The organism is Microbulbifer aggregans, assembly GCF_020524005.1.
Classification (GTDB): Bacteria; Pseudomonadota; Gammaproteobacteria; order Pseudomonadales; family Cellvibrionaceae; genus Microbulbifer; species Microbulbifer aggregans_A.
Genome location: NZ_JAIVKK010000006.1, coordinates 126,662 through 143,581, shown reverse-complemented (window position 1 = coordinate 143,581; position 16,920 = coordinate 126,662). Strand labels below are relative to the sequence as shown.

General features: G+C 59.8%; 12 protein-coding genes. 2 read left to right on the top strand and 10 right to left on the bottom strand.

Features of this window, described 5'->3' with window-relative positions:
• Positions 1 to 320: 320 nt before the first annotated feature.
• From LC093_RS12800 to hutC, 10 genes are all read right to left on the bottom strand, one after another.
• Complete coding sequence (locus LC093_RS12800) at positions 321 to 1,577, bottom strand: DUF945 family protein (RefSeq protein ID WP_226665278.1); 1,257 nt, start codon at positions 1,575 to 1,577, stop codon at positions 321 to 323.
• A gap of 108 nt (positions 1,578 to 1,685) precedes the next feature.
• Positions 1,686 to 2,606, bottom strand: coding sequence for a hydroxymethylglutaryl-CoA lyase (locus LC093_RS12795; protein WP_226665272.1), 921 nt, complete (start codon positions 2,604 to 2,606; stop codon positions 1,686 to 1,688).
• Complete coding sequence (locus LC093_RS12790) at positions 2,603 to 4,603, bottom strand: acetyl/propionyl/methylcrotonyl-CoA carboxylase subunit alpha (protein WP_226665265.1); 2,001 nt, start codon at positions 4,601 to 4,603, stop codon at positions 2,603 to 2,605. Before LC093_RS12790 ends, LC093_RS12795 begins: the two co-directional genes overlap by 4 nt.
• Before the next feature lie 266 nt (positions 4,604 to 4,869).
• The gene (locus LC093_RS12785) at positions 4,870 to 5,667 is read right to left on the bottom strand and encodes an enoyl-CoA hydratase/isomerase family protein (RefSeq protein ID WP_226665260.1); all 798 of its coding nucleotides are present in this window, start codon (positions 5,665 to 5,667) and stop codon (positions 4,870 to 4,872) included.
• A 200-nt stretch (positions 5,668 to 5,867) separates the two neighbouring features.
• A complete protein-coding gene (locus tag LC093_RS12780) occupies positions 5,868 to 7,475 on the bottom strand; it encodes a carboxyl transferase domain-containing protein (protein WP_226665254.1) in 1,608 nt (535 codons plus the stop codon).
• A gap of 208 nt (positions 7,476 to 7,683) precedes the next feature.
• Positions 7,684 to 8,853, bottom strand: a complete 1,170-nt coding sequence (locus LC093_RS12775; protein ID WP_226665248.1) for an isovaleryl-CoA dehydrogenase — start codon at positions 8,851 to 8,853, stop codon at positions 7,684 to 7,686.
• A 52-nt stretch (positions 8,854 to 8,905) separates the two neighbouring features.
• Positions 8,906 to 9,298: a MerR family transcriptional regulator gene (locus LC093_RS12770; RefSeq protein ID WP_226665244.1), complete on the bottom strand. Its 393-nt coding sequence runs from the start codon at positions 9,296 to 9,298 to the stop codon at positions 8,906 to 8,908.
• Positions 9,299 to 9,778: 480 nt separating this feature from the next.
• Positions 9,779 to 11,329, bottom strand: a complete 1,551-nt coding sequence (hutH, locus tag LC093_RS12765; protein ID WP_226665241.1) for a histidine ammonia-lyase — start codon at positions 11,327 to 11,329, stop codon at positions 9,779 to 9,781.
• 129 nt (positions 11,330 to 11,458) lie between these two features.
• Positions 11,459 to 13,132: a urocanate hydratase gene (hutU, locus tag LC093_RS12760; protein WP_226665238.1), complete on the bottom strand. Its 1,674-nt coding sequence runs from the start codon at positions 13,130 to 13,132 to the stop codon at positions 11,459 to 11,461.
• Positions 13,133 to 13,474: 342 nt separating this feature from the next.
• Entirely contained in the window at positions 13,475 to 14,203 is a 729-nt protein-coding gene (gene hutC / locus LC093_RS12755) for a histidine utilization repressor (RefSeq protein ID WP_226665231.1), read from the bottom strand.
• A gap of 399 nt (positions 14,204 to 14,602) precedes the next feature.
• Between hutC and hutI the strand changes: the two genes are divergently transcribed.
• Positions 14,603 to 15,832: an imidazolonepropionase gene (gene hutI / locus LC093_RS12750; protein ID WP_226665224.1), complete on the top strand. Its 1,230-nt coding sequence runs from the start codon at positions 14,603 to 14,605 to the stop codon at positions 15,830 to 15,832.
• Positions 15,816 to 16,769 carry a formimidoylglutamase gene (hutG, locus tag LC093_RS12745; protein WP_226665216.1) on the top strand — a complete coding sequence of 318 codons (954 nt, stop codon included), beginning with the start codon at positions 15,816 to 15,818 and terminating at the stop codon, positions 16,767 to 16,769. The genes hutI and hutG overlap by 17 nt, the downstream gene beginning before the upstream one ends.
• Positions 16,770 to 16,920: the final 151 nt, after the last annotated feature.

Below are 16,920 nucleotides of genomic sequence, written 5' to 3'. Positions count from 1 at the left end.
TCTATTTCCAGAGATTTCTGTTGCCTGTGACAAACTGATACGTTGCGCCCCATTCTGCAGCATGGGGATATGCCGGGATAAAAGTTGGTTTACGCTGGTTTTGTGTGCGCAAAAATATCGAGAAATGCTGTTTTGTCAGTATTGGCATATTCTGCGGCAAATGCTGGATAAGCTTGGGGGAAAGCGTGCTAGACAGTCACAAAAACACTGGCGTACTAAATTGAGGCGGGCTGTTTGGAGAGGGGGCGGAGTCAGACTGGAGATGGCGGGGGCATCCCGCCTGTTTCTTTTGATTTGGAAACAGGCGGGAAATCAGGGGATTAGAAATTGCCGAGCATGGCCAGCATAAACAGGTCGGCGGGAAGCGGTTGGCCGTTGACCAGAAGATTGCCGCGATCCAGCTGCAGGTGCATGGTCAGCTCTCCGTTATTTTCGATCAGCAATCCATACTGTTTCAGTGTGCTCGCCTGCATGATTGCCGGGGATTGCATCAGCGCCTGCTCTGCAGCGTTGATATTGGCTTCGCCGGTGAGCGCATCCATCCAGAAGAGTTTGTCATTGGGCTGACGCTTGCGCGGCATGCCCTGCCAGTCCACGTCCATCTGCAGCTGCATCGGCCCGTTCGCGGTCTGGATATCCAGTTGTTGCTGCATCTTCAGCGGGCGATCGAATACCTGTGCCCAGTTGCGCTCCGCAGATGGGGTCAGCAACAGGGTGTACAGATAGTGGTGCAGGTCGTCATAGCCAATGGCAGGCAGGTGCATCTGTTGCGTTAGTGCGCTTGCCGGGGTGGCCGACTGGATTTCTGGCAGGCTGATATTGGTTTGCACTTTCAGCGTGCGTGCCCCTGCCAGCTCGCCGGCATAATCCGCTGTGACGTTGCGCAACTCCAGTGGGCCGGAATCGTTGTTGGCGCGTACCAGTGGCAGCATCAGCTGCAGAGTGCCTGCGCCGTTGCCATCGAGATTGAAGTCGCCGGTGGCGGACTGCAGGTAAAGCGCCTCACGGTGGCCATCCATCCGCACGAATTCACCGAGCTCGAAGCGGCTGTCCTGCTGTTGGCCCTGATAATCGGTGATCAGCTGGATTTCGGCACCCTCGAAGCGCAGTGCCTGGTCGCCCTCTTTTCGATCAATGGGGAGCAGGTGCAGGGTGTTGATTACCCGGTTGTCGGTGGCTACCAGGGTTTCGAGTAGCAGCGGGCTTTGCTCAACGTCGGCGCTGAGCGGGCCGTAATAGGCTTCCAGCTGGTGGCGCAACGCCGGTTCCAGTTGCTGGCCGCTGAGGCGGGTCTTACTGTAGATGACCCCGATGCGCGGGCCGTTGCGGGTAAACACCACCGGACCGTGCTGGATAGCACTGTGGATTTCGGTCGCGCCGTCTTTGCCTTTCAGCAGGGTCAGGGCTTCTGCGCCGAACCAGCCGCGCTGGTAACCGGTGATTTCGATATTGGGCTGGTTGGCCAGCTGCTGTTGCAGGGTTTCTTCCACTTTCGGGCCAATCAGGCCTGGCGCCACCAGGGCAGCCAGCAATAGCAGGGCAGTCAGGGAGATCAGAAGGAGTCGTAAAGCTTTCATTGGTTCATTATCGGGCGCTGAAAAACTGAGCGCCCGATGTTAGCAGATCAGAGAGAAACCCGTGACCTTGTCCGCGTTAAGAACTGAAAGCCCTGATCGGGGTATCCATCAGTCTCCCTCGACTTTGCCACATTCCCCGGATATGGCCCGGGCCACCTTGGAGCCGTTTTCCCGCCCCAGCGCCTGCGAGATAAAGTTACCGGCCACGGCCAGTTTGCCGAGATCCACACCGGTGTGAATGCCGAGTCCATCGAGCATGTAGAGCACGTCTTCGCTGGCCACGTTGCCGGAGGCTCCGCGGGCATAGGGGCAGCCGCCAAGGCCGGCTACCGCGGAGTCGATAACGCTTACGCCCACCTGCAGTGCCGCATAGAGGTTTGCCAGCGCCTGGCCATAGGTATCGTGGAAGTGCACTGCGAGCTTTTCCAAGGGGATCCTGCGCGCAACAGTCTCGATCATACGCTTGGCTTTTTCGGGCGTGCCGACACCGATGGTGTCGCCGAGGCTGATTTCATAGCAGCCCATCTCCAGAAGCGCGGCGCTGACTTCGGCCACCTTGTCGGCTCTGATGTCGCCTTCGTACGGGCAGCCCAATACGCAGGAAACGTAGCCGCGCACCGGAATACCATCCTTGCGCGCCTGCTCGGCCAGCGGGCGGAACCGCTCCAGGCTCTCCTCGATGGAGCAGTTGATGTTCTTGCGGGTAAAACTCTCGGAGGCCGCGCCAAATACCGCAACCTCATCCGCCTTTGCCTCCCGTGCGCGCTCGTAGCCGAGCATATTGGGGGTGAGGGCACTGTAGATAACGCCGGGCTTGCGCTGGATGCCGGCGAGCACCTCTTCGCTGGCCGCCATTTGCGGTACCCATTTGGGGCTGACGAAACTGCCGGCTTCGATTACCTGCAGGCCACTGTCACTCAGTAGGTCGATGAGTTTGACCCGGGTGTCCACGGAAATGGGTTGCTTCTCGTTTTGCAGGCCGTCGCGGGGGCCCACCTCGACAATCTTGACGCGATCAGGCAGGTTCATTGTGAATTCTCCCCTTCAAAGTCGATCAGCAGGCTGCCGCCAGCCACCAGCTCGCCGGCGGAACAGAAGAATTGGTTCACGGTGCCGATGGTGGGCGCCCGCAAGGTGTGCTCCATTTTCATCGCTTCCATCACCAGCAGGGGCTGGTCTTTTTCTACCGCCGCACCGGGTTCGACCAGCAGGGTGACGATGGTACCGTTCATGGGTGCCTCGAGCCCGTGGCCGGCTTCGCTGGCCTCACCGATGTCCGCAGGCAGTACAGCAAAGTCCACTTGTTCGCCACTGATAAACACGGTGCCCTGGTTGCCGCTGGCCACGCTGCTGTAGCTCAGGCGGCGTCCGTCGATGATCGCCATGTTCTGGCCGTGCAGCGCGGTGATTTCTCCAGCTTGGGCGTCGACGGCGGTACTGCATTGCCACTGCAGCTTGTCTTCGCTACCGGAGAAGCGGATTTCGATTTCTTTGCCGTGTACCTCGACGCGCTGACTGCGCCACACGGTCAGGCCGTTACGCCAGTTGCTGCCATTGTGCCAGGGGGAAAACGCATCCATTTTGGGGGCGGAGCGGTGTTGTGCGCGGGTTTCGCTGTGGTGGAGGAAGGCCGCAATCGCTGCGCACTGCTGGGAGCGCAGTTGCTGCTCCTGCTGCAGGATTTCCGGTTCGTAGTCTTCGATAAAGTGCGTATTCACCCGGCCGTTGACGAAGGCGGTGTGATTGATCACCCGGCGCAGGAATTCGATATTGTGGCGCAGCCCGGCGATCTGGTACTGCTGCAGGGCGCGGTCCAGCTTGGCCAGGGCCTCGCGGCGGTTGCTGCCGTGTACGATCAGTTTGGAAATCATCGGGTCGTAGTGCACGCTGATTTCATCACCGGTTTGTACACCGGTATCCACGCGCACGCTGCGGTCTTCCGCCGGCGGCTGGTGCCGGAGCAGTTTGCCGGTCGCGGGCAGGAAGTCGTTGTCCGGGTCTTCGGCGTAGATGCGCACTTCGAAGGCGTGCCCGACGATATGCAGATCTTCCTGCTCCAGTGGCAAGGATTCACCGGCGGCGACCGCCAGTTGCCAGGCGACCAGGTCCTGACCGGTGATCATTTCGGTTACCGGGTGTTCCACCTGCAGGCGGGTATTCATTTCCATGAAATAGAAACTGCCGCTGGCGTCGAGCAGGAATTCCACGGTGCCGGCGCCCACGTAGCCGATGGCATGGGCGGCGCGCAGGGCGGCTTCGCCCATTTTTTTGCGGGTTTCTGCGGGCAGGCCAGGCGCTGGCGCTTCCTCGACGACTTTCTGGTGGCGTCGCTGCACGGAGCAGTCGCGCTCGAACAGGTAAACGCCTTTGCCCTGCTTGTCACAGAACACCTGGATTTCCACGTGGCGCGGGTTGACCACGTAGCGTTCGATCAGCATGTGGTCATCGCTGAAGGCGTTTTGGGCTTCGCGCTTGGCGGCTTCCAGGGCGGCGTGAAACTCCTCGGGTTTGTCGACGCGGCGCATGCCTTTACCACCGCCACCGGCGGCGGCTTTGAGCAGTACCGGGTAACCGATGCGGTTGGCGTGGCCTTCGAGAATTCCGGCGTCCTGGTTGTGGCCGTGGTAGCCGGGTACCAGCGGTACCTGGGCGTCTTCCATAATGCGTTTGGCGGCCGACTTGGAGCCCATGGCTTCGATGGCGGTGGCGGGTGGGCCGACAAAGATGATGCCGGCTTCTTCACAGGCGCGGCAGAAGTGGGCATTTTCCGACAGGAAGCCGTAACCGGGATGGATCGCATCGGCGCCGGTTTTTTTTGCGGCGGCAATGACTTTGTCGATATCCAGGTAGGATTCCCTGGCGGGTGCGGGGCCGAGATGTACGGCTTCATCCGCCTGCTGCACATGCAGGGCGTTGGCATCGGCATCGGAGTAGACCGCAACAGTGCCAACACCGAGGCGGCGTGCAGTGCGGATAATACGACAGGCAATTTCGCCGCGGTTGGCGATTAGCAGTTTGCGAATCATAACTGGCTCTGTTTAGGGGCTGTGGCGGTCTGGCACCGGGTGAGCATTTTCAAAACCGCTGTGAATACATCCCTGTACGCTCTGTCGGAAACGTCCTTGTTTCCGACAGTTTTGAAAATGCTCACCCGGCACCAGACCTTCAATTTAAACTTTTGTACGTCGTAGCTACTGGAACCCAAATCGCTTTTTCTTGCCGGAATTAATCCGGTAGCGGGGTGACAGTTCGTCGTCATCCCGGCCTCGAGCCGGGATCCAGTCTGCGAGCTTTATTCCTCGCTGGTATTCATCCAGCTGGGCGCACGTTTTTCCAAAAATGCGCTCAACCCTTCCTGTCCTTCGGGTGAAACCCGAACAGCAGCAATCAGGGCACTGGTCTGCCCCTGCAGTTCTTCGTTGATCACGCGGTTGGACATGGACATGGCCAGTTGCTTGGCCATGGTGACGGCGTTGGGGCCGTTGTCGGTAATGCTGTTCACGAGCTTTTGCACGGTCAGGTCCAGCTCGCCCTCGTGTACCACTTCGGACACCAGGCCGATTTCCTTCGCGCGTTCTGCGCTGAAGCGCTCGGCGGTCACGAAGTAGCGCCGCGCCTGGCGCGTGCCGATCGCGTTGATTACATAGGGGCTAATGGTGGCGGGGAGCAGGCCGATTTTTACTTCGCTCAGGCAAAAACTGGCGCGCTGGGCGGCGACGGCAATGTCACAGCAGCTGACGAGGCCTACGGCTCCGCCGAACGCAGCTCCCTGAACCCGGGCAATGGTGGGGGCGGGGAACTGGTCGAGCTTGTGCAGCATGGCGGCGAGGGTGGCGGCGTCTTTGCGATTTTCTTCTTCGCTGTATTCCGCCACGCGCTTCATCCAGTTCAGGTCAGCACCGGCGGAGAAGTTCTTGCCGTTGGAGGCGAGTACCAGTGCGCGGATGCCACCGCTGCGAGCGAGGTTGTCGAAGGTTTCGCCGAGCTGGCGAATCAGGTCGTCATCGAAGGCGTTATGAACTTCCGGGCGGTTTAAGGTTACCGTCGCGACGCCTTCGCTATCGATTTCGCACAGCATTTTTTCGGTCATGTTGTTCTCGCTCAAATTGGTTCTATGGTTCTGGGCTTTGGAGCTGGTCCTGTGGCGGTCCTGCTAGCGTGGCTACTTTGCGGGACACGCTGTGAATACATCCCTGTAAGCTCTGCACCGGCATCCATGCCGGTGAAGGTCCCGCAAAGTAGCCACGCTATCAGAACCTTCGCTTCGAGTGTTTTACTCCGACACAGCAATTACATCCGGAAGACCCCGAACTTGGTCTCCTCGGGCTCTTTGTGTGTTGCTGCCGCAAGACACAGGCCCAACACGGTGCGCGTATCTTTCGGGTCGATCACCCCGTCATCCCACAATCGCGCCGAGGCGTAGTAGGGGTGACCCTGGTGATCATAGTCGTCGATGATCGGCTGTTTGAACCTGGCGATTTCTTCCTCGCTCCAGTCCTCGCCCTGTGCCGCCATCTGGTCTTTCTTCACCTGTGCCAGAACACCAGCCGCCTGCTCACCACCCATTACGGAGATGCGTGCGTTGGGCCACATGAACAGGAAGTTGGGATCGTAAGCGCGACCGCACATGCCGTAGTTGCCGGCACCGAAAGAGCCGCCGATCAAAATGGTGATCTTGGGCACTTTTGCTGTCGCCACAGCGGTCACCATCTTCGCGCCGTGCTTGGCAATGCCGCCGGCTTCGTACTGCTTGCCCACCATAAAACCGGTGATGTTCTGCAGGAATATCAGCGGAATATTGCGCTGTGCACACAGCTCAATAAAGTGCGCGCCTTTTTGTGCGCTCTCGGCAAACAGGATGCCGTTATTCGCCACGATCCCCACCGGGTAACCATGAATGCGCGCAAAGCCTGTTACCAGGGTCGTACCGTACAGTGCCTTGAATTCATCGAACGCGGAACCGTCCACAACCCGTGCAATGATCTCGCGCACATCGAATGGCTGGCGGGAATCCTTCGGCACAATGCCGTAGATCTCTTCTGGCGGATAGATCGGCTCAACAGGCTTGCGAACATCCAGCCCCGGATTCTTCACCCGGTTCAGGCGCGCCACGGAATTGCGCGCAATCTGCAGCGCGTGGGTATCGTTATTGGCAAAGTGATCGGAGACACCGGAAGTCTTGCAGTGCACCTCAGCACCGCCCAGCTCTTCTGCTGAGACTTCTTCGCCGGTCGCCGCTTTTACCAGCGGCGGGCCAGCGAGGAAAATCGTGGCCTGTTCTTTCACCATGATGGATTCATCCGCCATCGCCGGCACGTAAGCACCACCAGCTGTACAGCTGCCCATCACCACCGCGATCTGGGGAATGTTCTTCGCAGACAGATTGGCCTGGTTAAAGAAGATACGCCCGAAGTGCTCGCGGTCCGGGAATACATCATCCTGGCGCGGCAGGTTGGCGCCGCCGGAATCCACCAGGTAAATACACGGCAGATTGTTCTGCTCGGCAATCGCCTGTGCGCGCAGGTGTTTTTTTACGGTCAATGGGTAATAGGTACCGCCTTTCACCGTCGCATCGTTGGCCACGATCACACAGGGCTGGCCGGCGACGGTGCCGATACCGGTCAGGATGCCGGCTGCGGGCACGTCTTCGCCGTACACGTCATAGGCGGCGAGTTGCGAAAATTCCAGGAACGGGCTGCCGGGGTCCAGCAGCGTATCGATGCGATCCCGCGGTAACAGCTTTCCGCGGGAAACATGTTTTTCCCGCGCGCGTTCGCTACCGCCTTTGGCAATGCCTTCGAGCTTGTTGCGCAGGTCATCGACGATCTGCTGCATCTGTTCACGATTTTCCGCAAATGCAGGATCGCGGGAATTAATCTTGCTCTGAATCTGGTTCATAAAAAATACGAAGTTGATTCGTGCTCAATGCCAGAAGATAAGGCACTGATGCCGGTATTGGTTTGCAGGACCTTCTAAAACAGGGATGTTTTAGAAGAGCCCCCATGGATGGGTTGAGGGGGGACGCCTAGTCCGTGTTCCCGCAACCCGATCTTGCAGCAGGGCCGCCACGGAACTCGCAACGAAGCTCTCGCGGACCCGGAGAAGCTCAGCGAGTCTCGTTAAACAGTTCACGCCCAATCAGCATGCGACGGATCTCGGAAGTACCGGCGCCAATTTCGTACAGCTTGGCATCGCGCAGCAGGCGGCCAGTGGCGTACTCATTGATATAACCATTTCCGCCCAGGGTCTGAATGGCCTGAAGCGCCATCTGCGTCGCACGCTCTGCAGTAAACAGGATCACGGCTGCAGAATCCTTGCGTGAATCCTCACCGCGATCACAGGCGCGGGCTACAGCATACAGATACGCACGGCTCGCATTCAGGTCCGCGTACATATCCGCAACCTTGCCCTGCATCAGCTGGAACTCACCGATCGCCTTACCGAACTGCTTGCGGTCGTGAATGTAAGGCACCACGATATCCAGACACGCCTGCATGATCCCCACCGGGCCACCGGACAAAATCGTGCGCTCGTAATCCAGGCCGCTCATCAGCACCCGCACACCGCCATTCAACTGGCCGAGAATGTTTTCTTCCGGGACCTCGCAGTCCTCGAACACCAGCTCACAGGTGTTGGACCCGCGCATGCCCAGCTTGTCCAGCTTCTGCGCCTGGGAGAAACCCTTGAAGCCGCGTTCCACGATAAACGCCGTAATACCGCCGGAGCTGATGCCCGGCTCGGTGCGCGCGTAGATCACGTAAGTGTTCGCGTCGGGACCGTTGGTGATCCACATCTTGTTGCCGTTCAGAATGAAGCGGTCGCCTTTCTTCTCCGCCTTCAGCTGCAGGCTCACCACATCGGAACCGGAATTCGGCTCACTCATCGCCAGCGCACCGATGTGTTCACCGGAACACAGCTTCGGCAGATACTTCGCCTTCTGCTCCGGCGTACCGTTCTTGCGGATCTGGTTAACACACAGGTTGGAGTGCGCGCCGTATGACAGGCCGACAGAAGCGGATGCGCGGGAAATCTCCTCCATCGCCACCGCGTGGGCCAGGTACCCCATATTGGAGCCGCCGTACTCCTCCTCAACCGTCATGCCCAGCAGGCCCAGCTCGCCGAACTTTTTCCACATATCGGCAGGGAACAGGTTGTCCTCGTCGATCTGCGCCGCACGCGGCGCCAGTTCTGCCTGGCAGAATTTGTAGACCATGTCCCGCAGCATATCGATGTCTTCACCGAGGCCGAAGTTGAGGGTTGGGTAAGGAGTATTCATCGCGTGCTCCGCTTTGGATTCGTCAGAGTTATTTATGAAATAAGGTTTTTATTCAGTCTGTTTGATCTTTCAGCGCCGCCTGGGCACGGGCGGTCGCATCGTCCAGCTGGGCGAGCATCTTCTCGATGTCTCGCTGTTGCTGTCGCAACTGCTGGCGTTTGGCGTCGATACGATCGAGGAGGCGATTGAGCTGGTCCACATTGCCGTGCGCCGGGTCGTACATATCGATGATTTCCCGGCTCTCGTCGAGGGAGAAACCGAGCCGCTTGCCACGCAGGATCAGCTTCAGGCGCACCCGGTCCTCGGGCTTGTAAATACGTGTCTGACCCCGCCGCTCAGGGCTCAGGAGCCCTTTGTCTTCGTAAAAGCGGATGGTGCGGGTAGTAATCCCGAATTCCTGGGCCAGCTCGGAGATGCTGTAGCTGTCGGCGCTCGCAGTGCTCATGCTTTTGTAATGCTCATTGGGCCTTTCCTCAGAAGTGTCTGAAGGATAGTTTACGTTAACGTAAACGTAAACATTGCTCTGGGTCGAATTGTGACTGATGTTATGGTTTTGGTGAGCGACTGACCTAACGGAGTAAAGGATCTGGGGGCGAAGGCAAAGCGGCAGGAGTCTTCTCTCGGGAGCGTCGGCGGCATGGACGTCGCCGACGCAACGTACAGGGATGAATTTACAGTGGTCCCGGGAGAAGACTCCTGCCGATTTGCCGCTACAGTGCGGTATCGAAGGCTCGGGTGGCTTGGACGTAGGGGAGTGGCGGCCCTGCTGCCAGGGCGCGGACTGGGCGTAGCCCTATGCCCATCCCAGGGGGCTCCGCACTGCCATCCCTGGCGGTGAAGCTTTAGAAACGGGCCCCGGTAGCCGCGGGCCTTCGCTCTTGAGCATCGCGCTCCGTGAGCGAATCTTGGGTAGTTTGGGTGAAGCTTACTGGTTACTCGGCAGCATTTCGTTTACCAGGTACTCACGATAGTAAGCACTTGCCAGCAGCTGCTTGGCTTCCTCGATATCTGGCGCGAAGTAGCGGTCCTTGTCGTAGAAGGGTACGCGTTCACGCAGGGCAGCTTTGGCGTTTTCCAGCTTCTCAGTGGTCTTCAGCGGTGCACGGAAGTCCAGGCCCTGGCAGGCGGCCAGCAGTTCCACGGCGAGAATGCCACAGGTGTTGTCGGCCATATCGCGCAGGCGGCGGCCGGCGAAGGTAGCCATGGACACGTGGTCTTCCTGGTTGGCGGAAGTGGGCAGGGAGTCGACGCTCGCCGGGTGCGCGAAGGTCTTGTTTTCGCTGGCCAGTGCCGCAGAGGTAACCTGCGCGATCATGAAACCGGAGTTCACCCCGCCGTTGTCCACCAGGAACGGCGGCAGGCCGGACAGGTTGGAGTCGATCAACAGCGCCATGCGGCGCTCGGACAGGGAGCCGATTTCCGCAATCGCCAGCGCCAGATTGTCGGCAACCATGGCCACCGGTTCGGCGTGGAAGTTGCCGCCGGAGATAATGTCGGAGTTTTCCGGATTTTCTACGTCAGTGAATACCAGCGGATTATCGGAAACACCATTGGCTTCGGCCAGCAACACTTCGGAGGCGAAGCGGATCTGCTGCAGGCAGGCGCCCATAACCTGAGGCTGGCAGCGCAGGGAATAGGGGTCCTGTACCTTTTCGCAGTCGACATGGGAATCGCCAATCTCACTGCCTTCACCCAGCAGGTCGCGATAGCTCGCGGCCACATCGCGCTGGGCTTTCTGACCGCGCACCAGGTGAATACGATCGTCGAACGGGCGGCGGGAGCCTTTGGCAGCTTCCAGTGTCAGTGCTCCGGTTACCACGGCACCGGCAAACAGGTCTTCGGCAGAGAACAGGCCCTGCAGGGCAAAAGCCGTGGAGGCCTGGGTGCCGTTCAGCAGCGCCAGACCTTCTTTTGGTGCGAGCACCACCGGGCGCATTTCTGCAAAGCGCAGACCTTCGGATGCAGGCTTGCGCTCACCGTTGATAAAACATTCACCTTCGCCGAGCAGCACCACACTCATATGTGCCAGCGGTGCCAGATCGCCGGAAGCGCCCACAGAACCTTTTTCTGGAATGGCCGGATACACTCCGGCATTGACCAATTTGATCAGCGCTTCGATCACTTCCAGGCGAATACCGGAAAAGCCGCGTGCGAGGGAGTTGATTTTCAGCACTATCAGCAGACGCACGGTGTCTTCGCTCATGAAGTTACCGGTGCCTGCGGCGTGGGATAAAACGATCGCGCGCTGCAGGGTTTCCAGGTCTTCTTTCTTGATGCTGGTGTTGGCCAGCAGGCCAAAGCCGGTATTGATTCCGTAAACGGTACGGCCCTGTTCCAGTACGTCGGCGACGGTTTTGGCGGAGGCGTGAATGGCCGCGTGGGCGTCCTTGGAGAGGCTCAGTTGCACTGGCTCGCGGGCAACGCGACGCAGTTGTTCCAGGCTCAGTTGACCGGGATTGATTTCCAGTTGGTACATAAAATTTTCACCGAAATCTAAATTTGCTTCTTGCCAGTAGGAGCCTGCTTGCAGGCGAATTCATGGGAATGCCCGGATTGTTCGCCTGCAAGCAGGCTCCTACGTTGAGGAAATTATTGGGTTGCGGAATTAATCCTTGAGCATCGGCAGGTCCAGGCCCTGCTCGCGCGCGCAGTTTTTCGCAATGTCGTAGCCCGCATCCGCATGGCGCATCACGCCGGTGGCCGGGTCGTTCCACAGCACGCGTGCGATGCGTTTTTTCGCCGCTTCGGTACCGTCGCACACGATCACTACCCCGCTGTGCTGGGAGAAGCCCATACCCACGCCGCCGCCGTGGTGCAGGCTCACCCAGGTGGCACCGGAGGCGGTGTTTAGCAGGGCGTTCAGTAGCGGCCAGTCGGAAACGGCATCGCTGCCGTCCATCATGGATTCGGTTTCGCGGTTGGGGCTGGCTACGGAGCCGGAGTCGAGGTGGTCGCGGCCGATTACAACCGGTGCTTCCAGTTCGCCGTTGGCGACCATTTCATTGAACGCCAGCGCCAGGCGCGCGCGGTCTTTCAGGCCGACCCAGCAGATACGCGCGGGCAGGCCCTGGAACTGGATGCGCTCGCGCGCCATGTCCAGCCAGTTGTGCAGTTGCGGGTTGTCCGGGATCAGCTCTTTTACCTTGGCGTCGGTCTTGTAGATGTCTTCCGGGTTGCCGGACAGTGCCGCCCAGCGGAAGGGGCCGATGCCTTCGCAGAACAGCGGGCGGATGTAGGCCGGTACGAAGCCGGGGAAGTCGAATGCGTTTTTTACGCCTACTTCGAACGCCATCTGGCGGATGTTGTTGCCGTAGTCGAGGGTGGCCGCGCCGCGCTCTTGCAGGGCAAGCATGGCTTCTACCTGAATGCCCATGGATTTCTTGGCTTCTTTCACCACCAGGGCTTCGTCCTGCTTACGCATTTCGGCTGCCTGCTCCATGGTCCAGCCTTTCGGCAGGTAGCCGTTCAGCGGGTCGTGGGCGGAGGTCTGGTCGGTAACGCAGTCGGGCAGGATGCCGCGCTCGACGATTTCCGGGAATACGTTGGCGGCGTTGCCGAGCAGGCCGACGGAGATGGCTTCGCCTTTTTCCATGGCTTCGTTGATCATGGCCAGGGCTTCGTCGAGGCTGGTGGCTTTCTTGTCCACGTAGCCGGTGCGCAGGCGGAAGTCGATGCGGGTTTCATCGCATTCGACCGCGATCATGCTGAAGCCGGCCATGGTGGCGGCCAGTGGCTGGGCTCCACCCATGCCGCCGAGGCCGCCGGTCAGCACCCACTTTCCTTTCGCTTCGCCATCGAAGTGTTTGCGGGCGACTGCGGCAAAGGTTTCGTAGGTGCCCTGGACGATGCCCTGGGAGCCGATATAGATCCAGGAGCCGGCGGTCATCTGGCCGTACATGGCCAGGCCTTTTTTATCCAGCTCGTTGAAGTGTTCCCAGTTGGCCCAGTGGGGGACGAGGTTGGAGTTGGCGATGAGTACGCGGGGGGCGTCGGCGTGGGTTTTGAACACGCCGACGGGTTTGCCGGACTGCACGAGGAGGGTTTCGTCGTCTTCGAGGCGCTTGAGTACTTCGACGATTTTGTCGTAGCACTCCCAGTCGCGCGCGGCGCGGCCGATACCGCCGTAAACCACCAGGTCTTCCGGACGTTCGGCGACGTCGGGGTGCAGGTTGTTCATCAGCATGCGCAGGGGCGCTTCGGTGAGCCAGCTTTTTGCGTTCAGCTTGGTGCCGGTAGGGGCGGCAATTTTACGGCTGGGATCGTGGCGTTTATCGGTCATGGATGCCTCGTCGTTTCCAAATTCTTGGTTTGAAAAAGTCTCATGGGCTTTTGGCCCCGTGATATTGGGTGCTCCGGATTTTGGTCCGGTGGCGGCGGGATACCGGGGAAGGGTGTTCAGGACCGGGCTAGGCGCCCCCCTTCAACCCATCCCTGGGCGCTGCGTCGGCGACGTCCTGTCGCCGACGCTCCTGAAAACCCTTCCCCGGCACCCCGCCTTCAATTCGTATTTCAGTTCTTCGTTTCTCGTCTCTCGTCTCTCGTCATCCCGGCGAAGGCCGGGATCCAGTTCCTTGTCGCTAGAGCATTGCTGGATGCCGGATCAAGTCCGGCATGACGAGGGCTAAAACCTCAGCTGTGCGCCCAACCGGTATCGATTTCCCGGGTGCACCAGTCGCGCGAAGCTGACGGTGCCGGCGCTGCTTTTGGTGCGTCGCCAGATTTGCAGGCACGCGGTACCCGGTTTGACCTCCAGAGCGTTGCCAACGGTTTCGTCCGCGCCTATGGCCTCCACCGTAGTGTCCACCTCGGTGAGCGGTGCCACGCGGGTGAGGTATTCGTTTGGCGTGGTCGTGCTGAAGTCCTGCTGCAGGTATTCCGGCACCAGCGTGGGGTTGGTATAGCGTTCCTCGAACTGGATCGGCAGGTTGTTATCCAGGTGCACGATGATCGAGTGATATACGGCAGCACCTTCGGCGAGGCCGAGGGCGACGGCGACTTCGGTGCTCGCTTCGGTCTGTTCGAGCTTGAGGATACGGGCGGCATAGCTGTGACCGCGGGCGGCGACTTCGTCGGCAATGTTGCGCACTTCCAGCAGGGAACCGGCAGGTACTGGTTCGGCAACAAAAGTGCCTAGGCCCTGGGAGCGCAGCAGCACGCCTTCGTCGGTGAGTTCCGACAGGGCGCGGCGGGCGGTCATGCGGCTTACGCCGAAGTCCTGGGCGAGCTGGTTTTCCGAGGGCACACGAAAGTGCGCGGGCCATTCGCCGCTTTCGATCTGGCTGCGGATATGGGCCTTGATGGCGGCGTAGCGTGGTTGGCTGCCGCTGTCTGGTCTTTCTGTTGTTAACACCGGTGACGCCTGACTCATAACTTGTGTGGTCTTTGCCTGCTCGGGTAAAGTGGCTACCCGGTTGTACATTCTTGTATATACAAGCTGTGCGATGGCGCAACTATGAATTCAGGCACCTCGGCTGTCAATAGGCGTAACGAGGGAAGGCTGTGAAGCTACGGAGTACGGAGCTTGAATTGAAGGCTGGGTGCCGGGTTAGGGTTTTCAGGAGCGTCGGCGACAGGACGTCGCCGCCGCAGCGCCCATGGATGGGTACACAGCGGTCCTGAAAACCCTAACCCGGTACTCGGCCGCCACTAGCACTGGAGCAGTGCTCCTCACTAGTGTGAGTGTGAGAATCTGCGCCAAGCAGCCCCAATCGGGCTATCGTTACAATTAACGCCAATTCAGTGAGCCAATATGACTGAACGCTGTGATCTGCTGATTACCAATGTCCACGCGGCGACCATGGACCCGTCTCTGCCGGGTGCCTATGGCGCAATTGAAGATGCCGCGGTGGCGGTGACCGGGAATAAAATTGTCTGGATCGGCCCGCGCCGGGAATTGCCCGAGACCGCCGCCGACCAGATCATCGATGGCGAGGGCCAGTGGCTGACGCCGGGGCTGATCGACTGCCACACCCACCTGGTGTACGGCGGCCACCGCGCCGGTGAATTTGCCCGTCGCCTCGGCGGCGAGAGCTATGAAGACGTTGCCCGTGCCGGCGGCGGCATACTCTCAACGGTACGCGCCACCCGCGCCGCCAGTGCCGAAGACCTGTATCACAGCGCCGAACCGCGCCTCAAAGCGCTGATGTCCGAAGGTGTGACCACCGTTGAAATCAAATCCGGTTACGGGCTGGAGCTGGATGCGGAGCTCAAGCAACTGCGCGTCGCTCGTCGCCTGGCCCAGCACTACCCGGTAAACATTCTCACCACCTGCCTCGCCGCTCATGCGCTGCCGCCGGAATACGATGGGCGCGCCGACGACTACATCGATCTCGTGTGCAACGAAATCCTGCCGGCTGTTGCCAAAGAGCAGCTCGCCGATGCCGTGGACATGTTCTGTGAAAACATCGCGTTTTCCGTAGAACAGAGTCAGCGTGTGATCGACGCCGCGAAAGAGCTGGGCCTGCCGGTAAAAGTGCATGCGGAACAGTTGGCGCGCACTGGCGCCACCGAGATGGCGGCCAGGGCCGGTGCACTGTCTGTGGATCACATCGAATACATCTCCGATGCCGACGTTGCGGCAATGGCCGAGAGCGGCACGGCTGCAGTACTGCTGCCGGGTGCCTTCTACACCCTGAAGGAAACCCGTGTACCTCCGGTGGACAAGCTGCGCGCTGCCGGCGTGCCCATGGCGATTTCCACCGACCTGAACCCCGGCACCTGCCCGATCGCCTCTCTGCGCTTGATGATGAACATGAGTTGCAACTTCTTTGGCCTTACCCCGGCGGAAGCCCTGGCGGGTGTAACCCGCTCGGCCGCTCGCGCCCTGGGGATCTGTTGCAGCCGCGGCGTGTTGCGTGCGGGATTGGTGGCTGACATGGTGCTCTGGCCCATGGACAGTCCGGATCAGCTCGCCTATGAAATGGGCGCACTGAAACCGTCTGAGGTAATTTTCGGAGGTCGCCATGTTACAGCTGGCTGATATGCGCCTGTGGAGCGGCCGCGTCGACAGTGAAGACGGCAAAATCGGTCGGCGCTGGCACCAGGACATAGTCCCATTACACCTGGACAGCCCGCCGGGCATCGCCGTGCTCGGGTTTTCTTCCGACGAGGGTGTGCGCCGTAATAAAGGGCGCATCGGTGCCGCCAAGGGCCCGCGTATCCTGCGCCTGGCCATGGCAAATTTACCCAAAACCTTCAGTGCACCGTTGTACGACGCGGGCAACGTGCGGGTGGAAAAAGACGATCTGGAATCCGGGCAAGCCATGCTCGGTGCCCGGATCACGGAGTTGATGACCGGGGGACATTTTCCGCTGGTACTTGGCGGCGGTCATGAGATCGCCTACGGCAGCTACCAGGGTATCGCGCGCTGGATGCGTGAGCAGCATCGTGACAAAAGTCTCGGCATCATCAACTTCGATGCGCACCTGGATCTGCGCTTGCCGGCTCCCCAGGGATCCTCGGGCACGCCGTTTTTCCAGATTGCCGAGCAGTGTGATCTCAATGGTCGCGCCTTCAATTACCTGTGTGTCGGCGCGGCGGCCACGGCCAACACGCCGGCGCTGTATCAGCGCGCAGAAGAGCTGGGAGCGAAGGTGATTTCTGATCGTGAGATCGTGCCCTGGCGGATTGAACAGGTGCAAAAGCAGATTGCTGAATTTATCGATAAGGTGGACTTTGTCTATCTCACCATCGATCTGGATGTCTTCCCGGCGGCGATTATGCCTGCAGTGAGTGCCCCGGCTGGGCGCGGGGTGGGCTTCGAGCTGTTCGAGCCCCTGCTGGATACCGTGCTGGAATCGAAAAAGGTCTGTCTTGCGGATCTGGCAGAATTCAACCCGTATTTCGATATCGAAGACCACGCTGCGCGCACCGCGGCCCGCGTGGCCTTCCAGATTGCCAATGGGATCAAAGGCTGATAACCGGTTCTGAGTACCGCAGTGCCCTCGGGTACTGCGGTGATAATTGCCGTTCAGTTCAGCCTTTCGCTTTCTTTTCCCTTCCCCTTCGCGCGCTTTTTTCCCTTTTTCACTACCCCTCTTGGGCGGCCTGCTGTTGGTCGACCTTAAG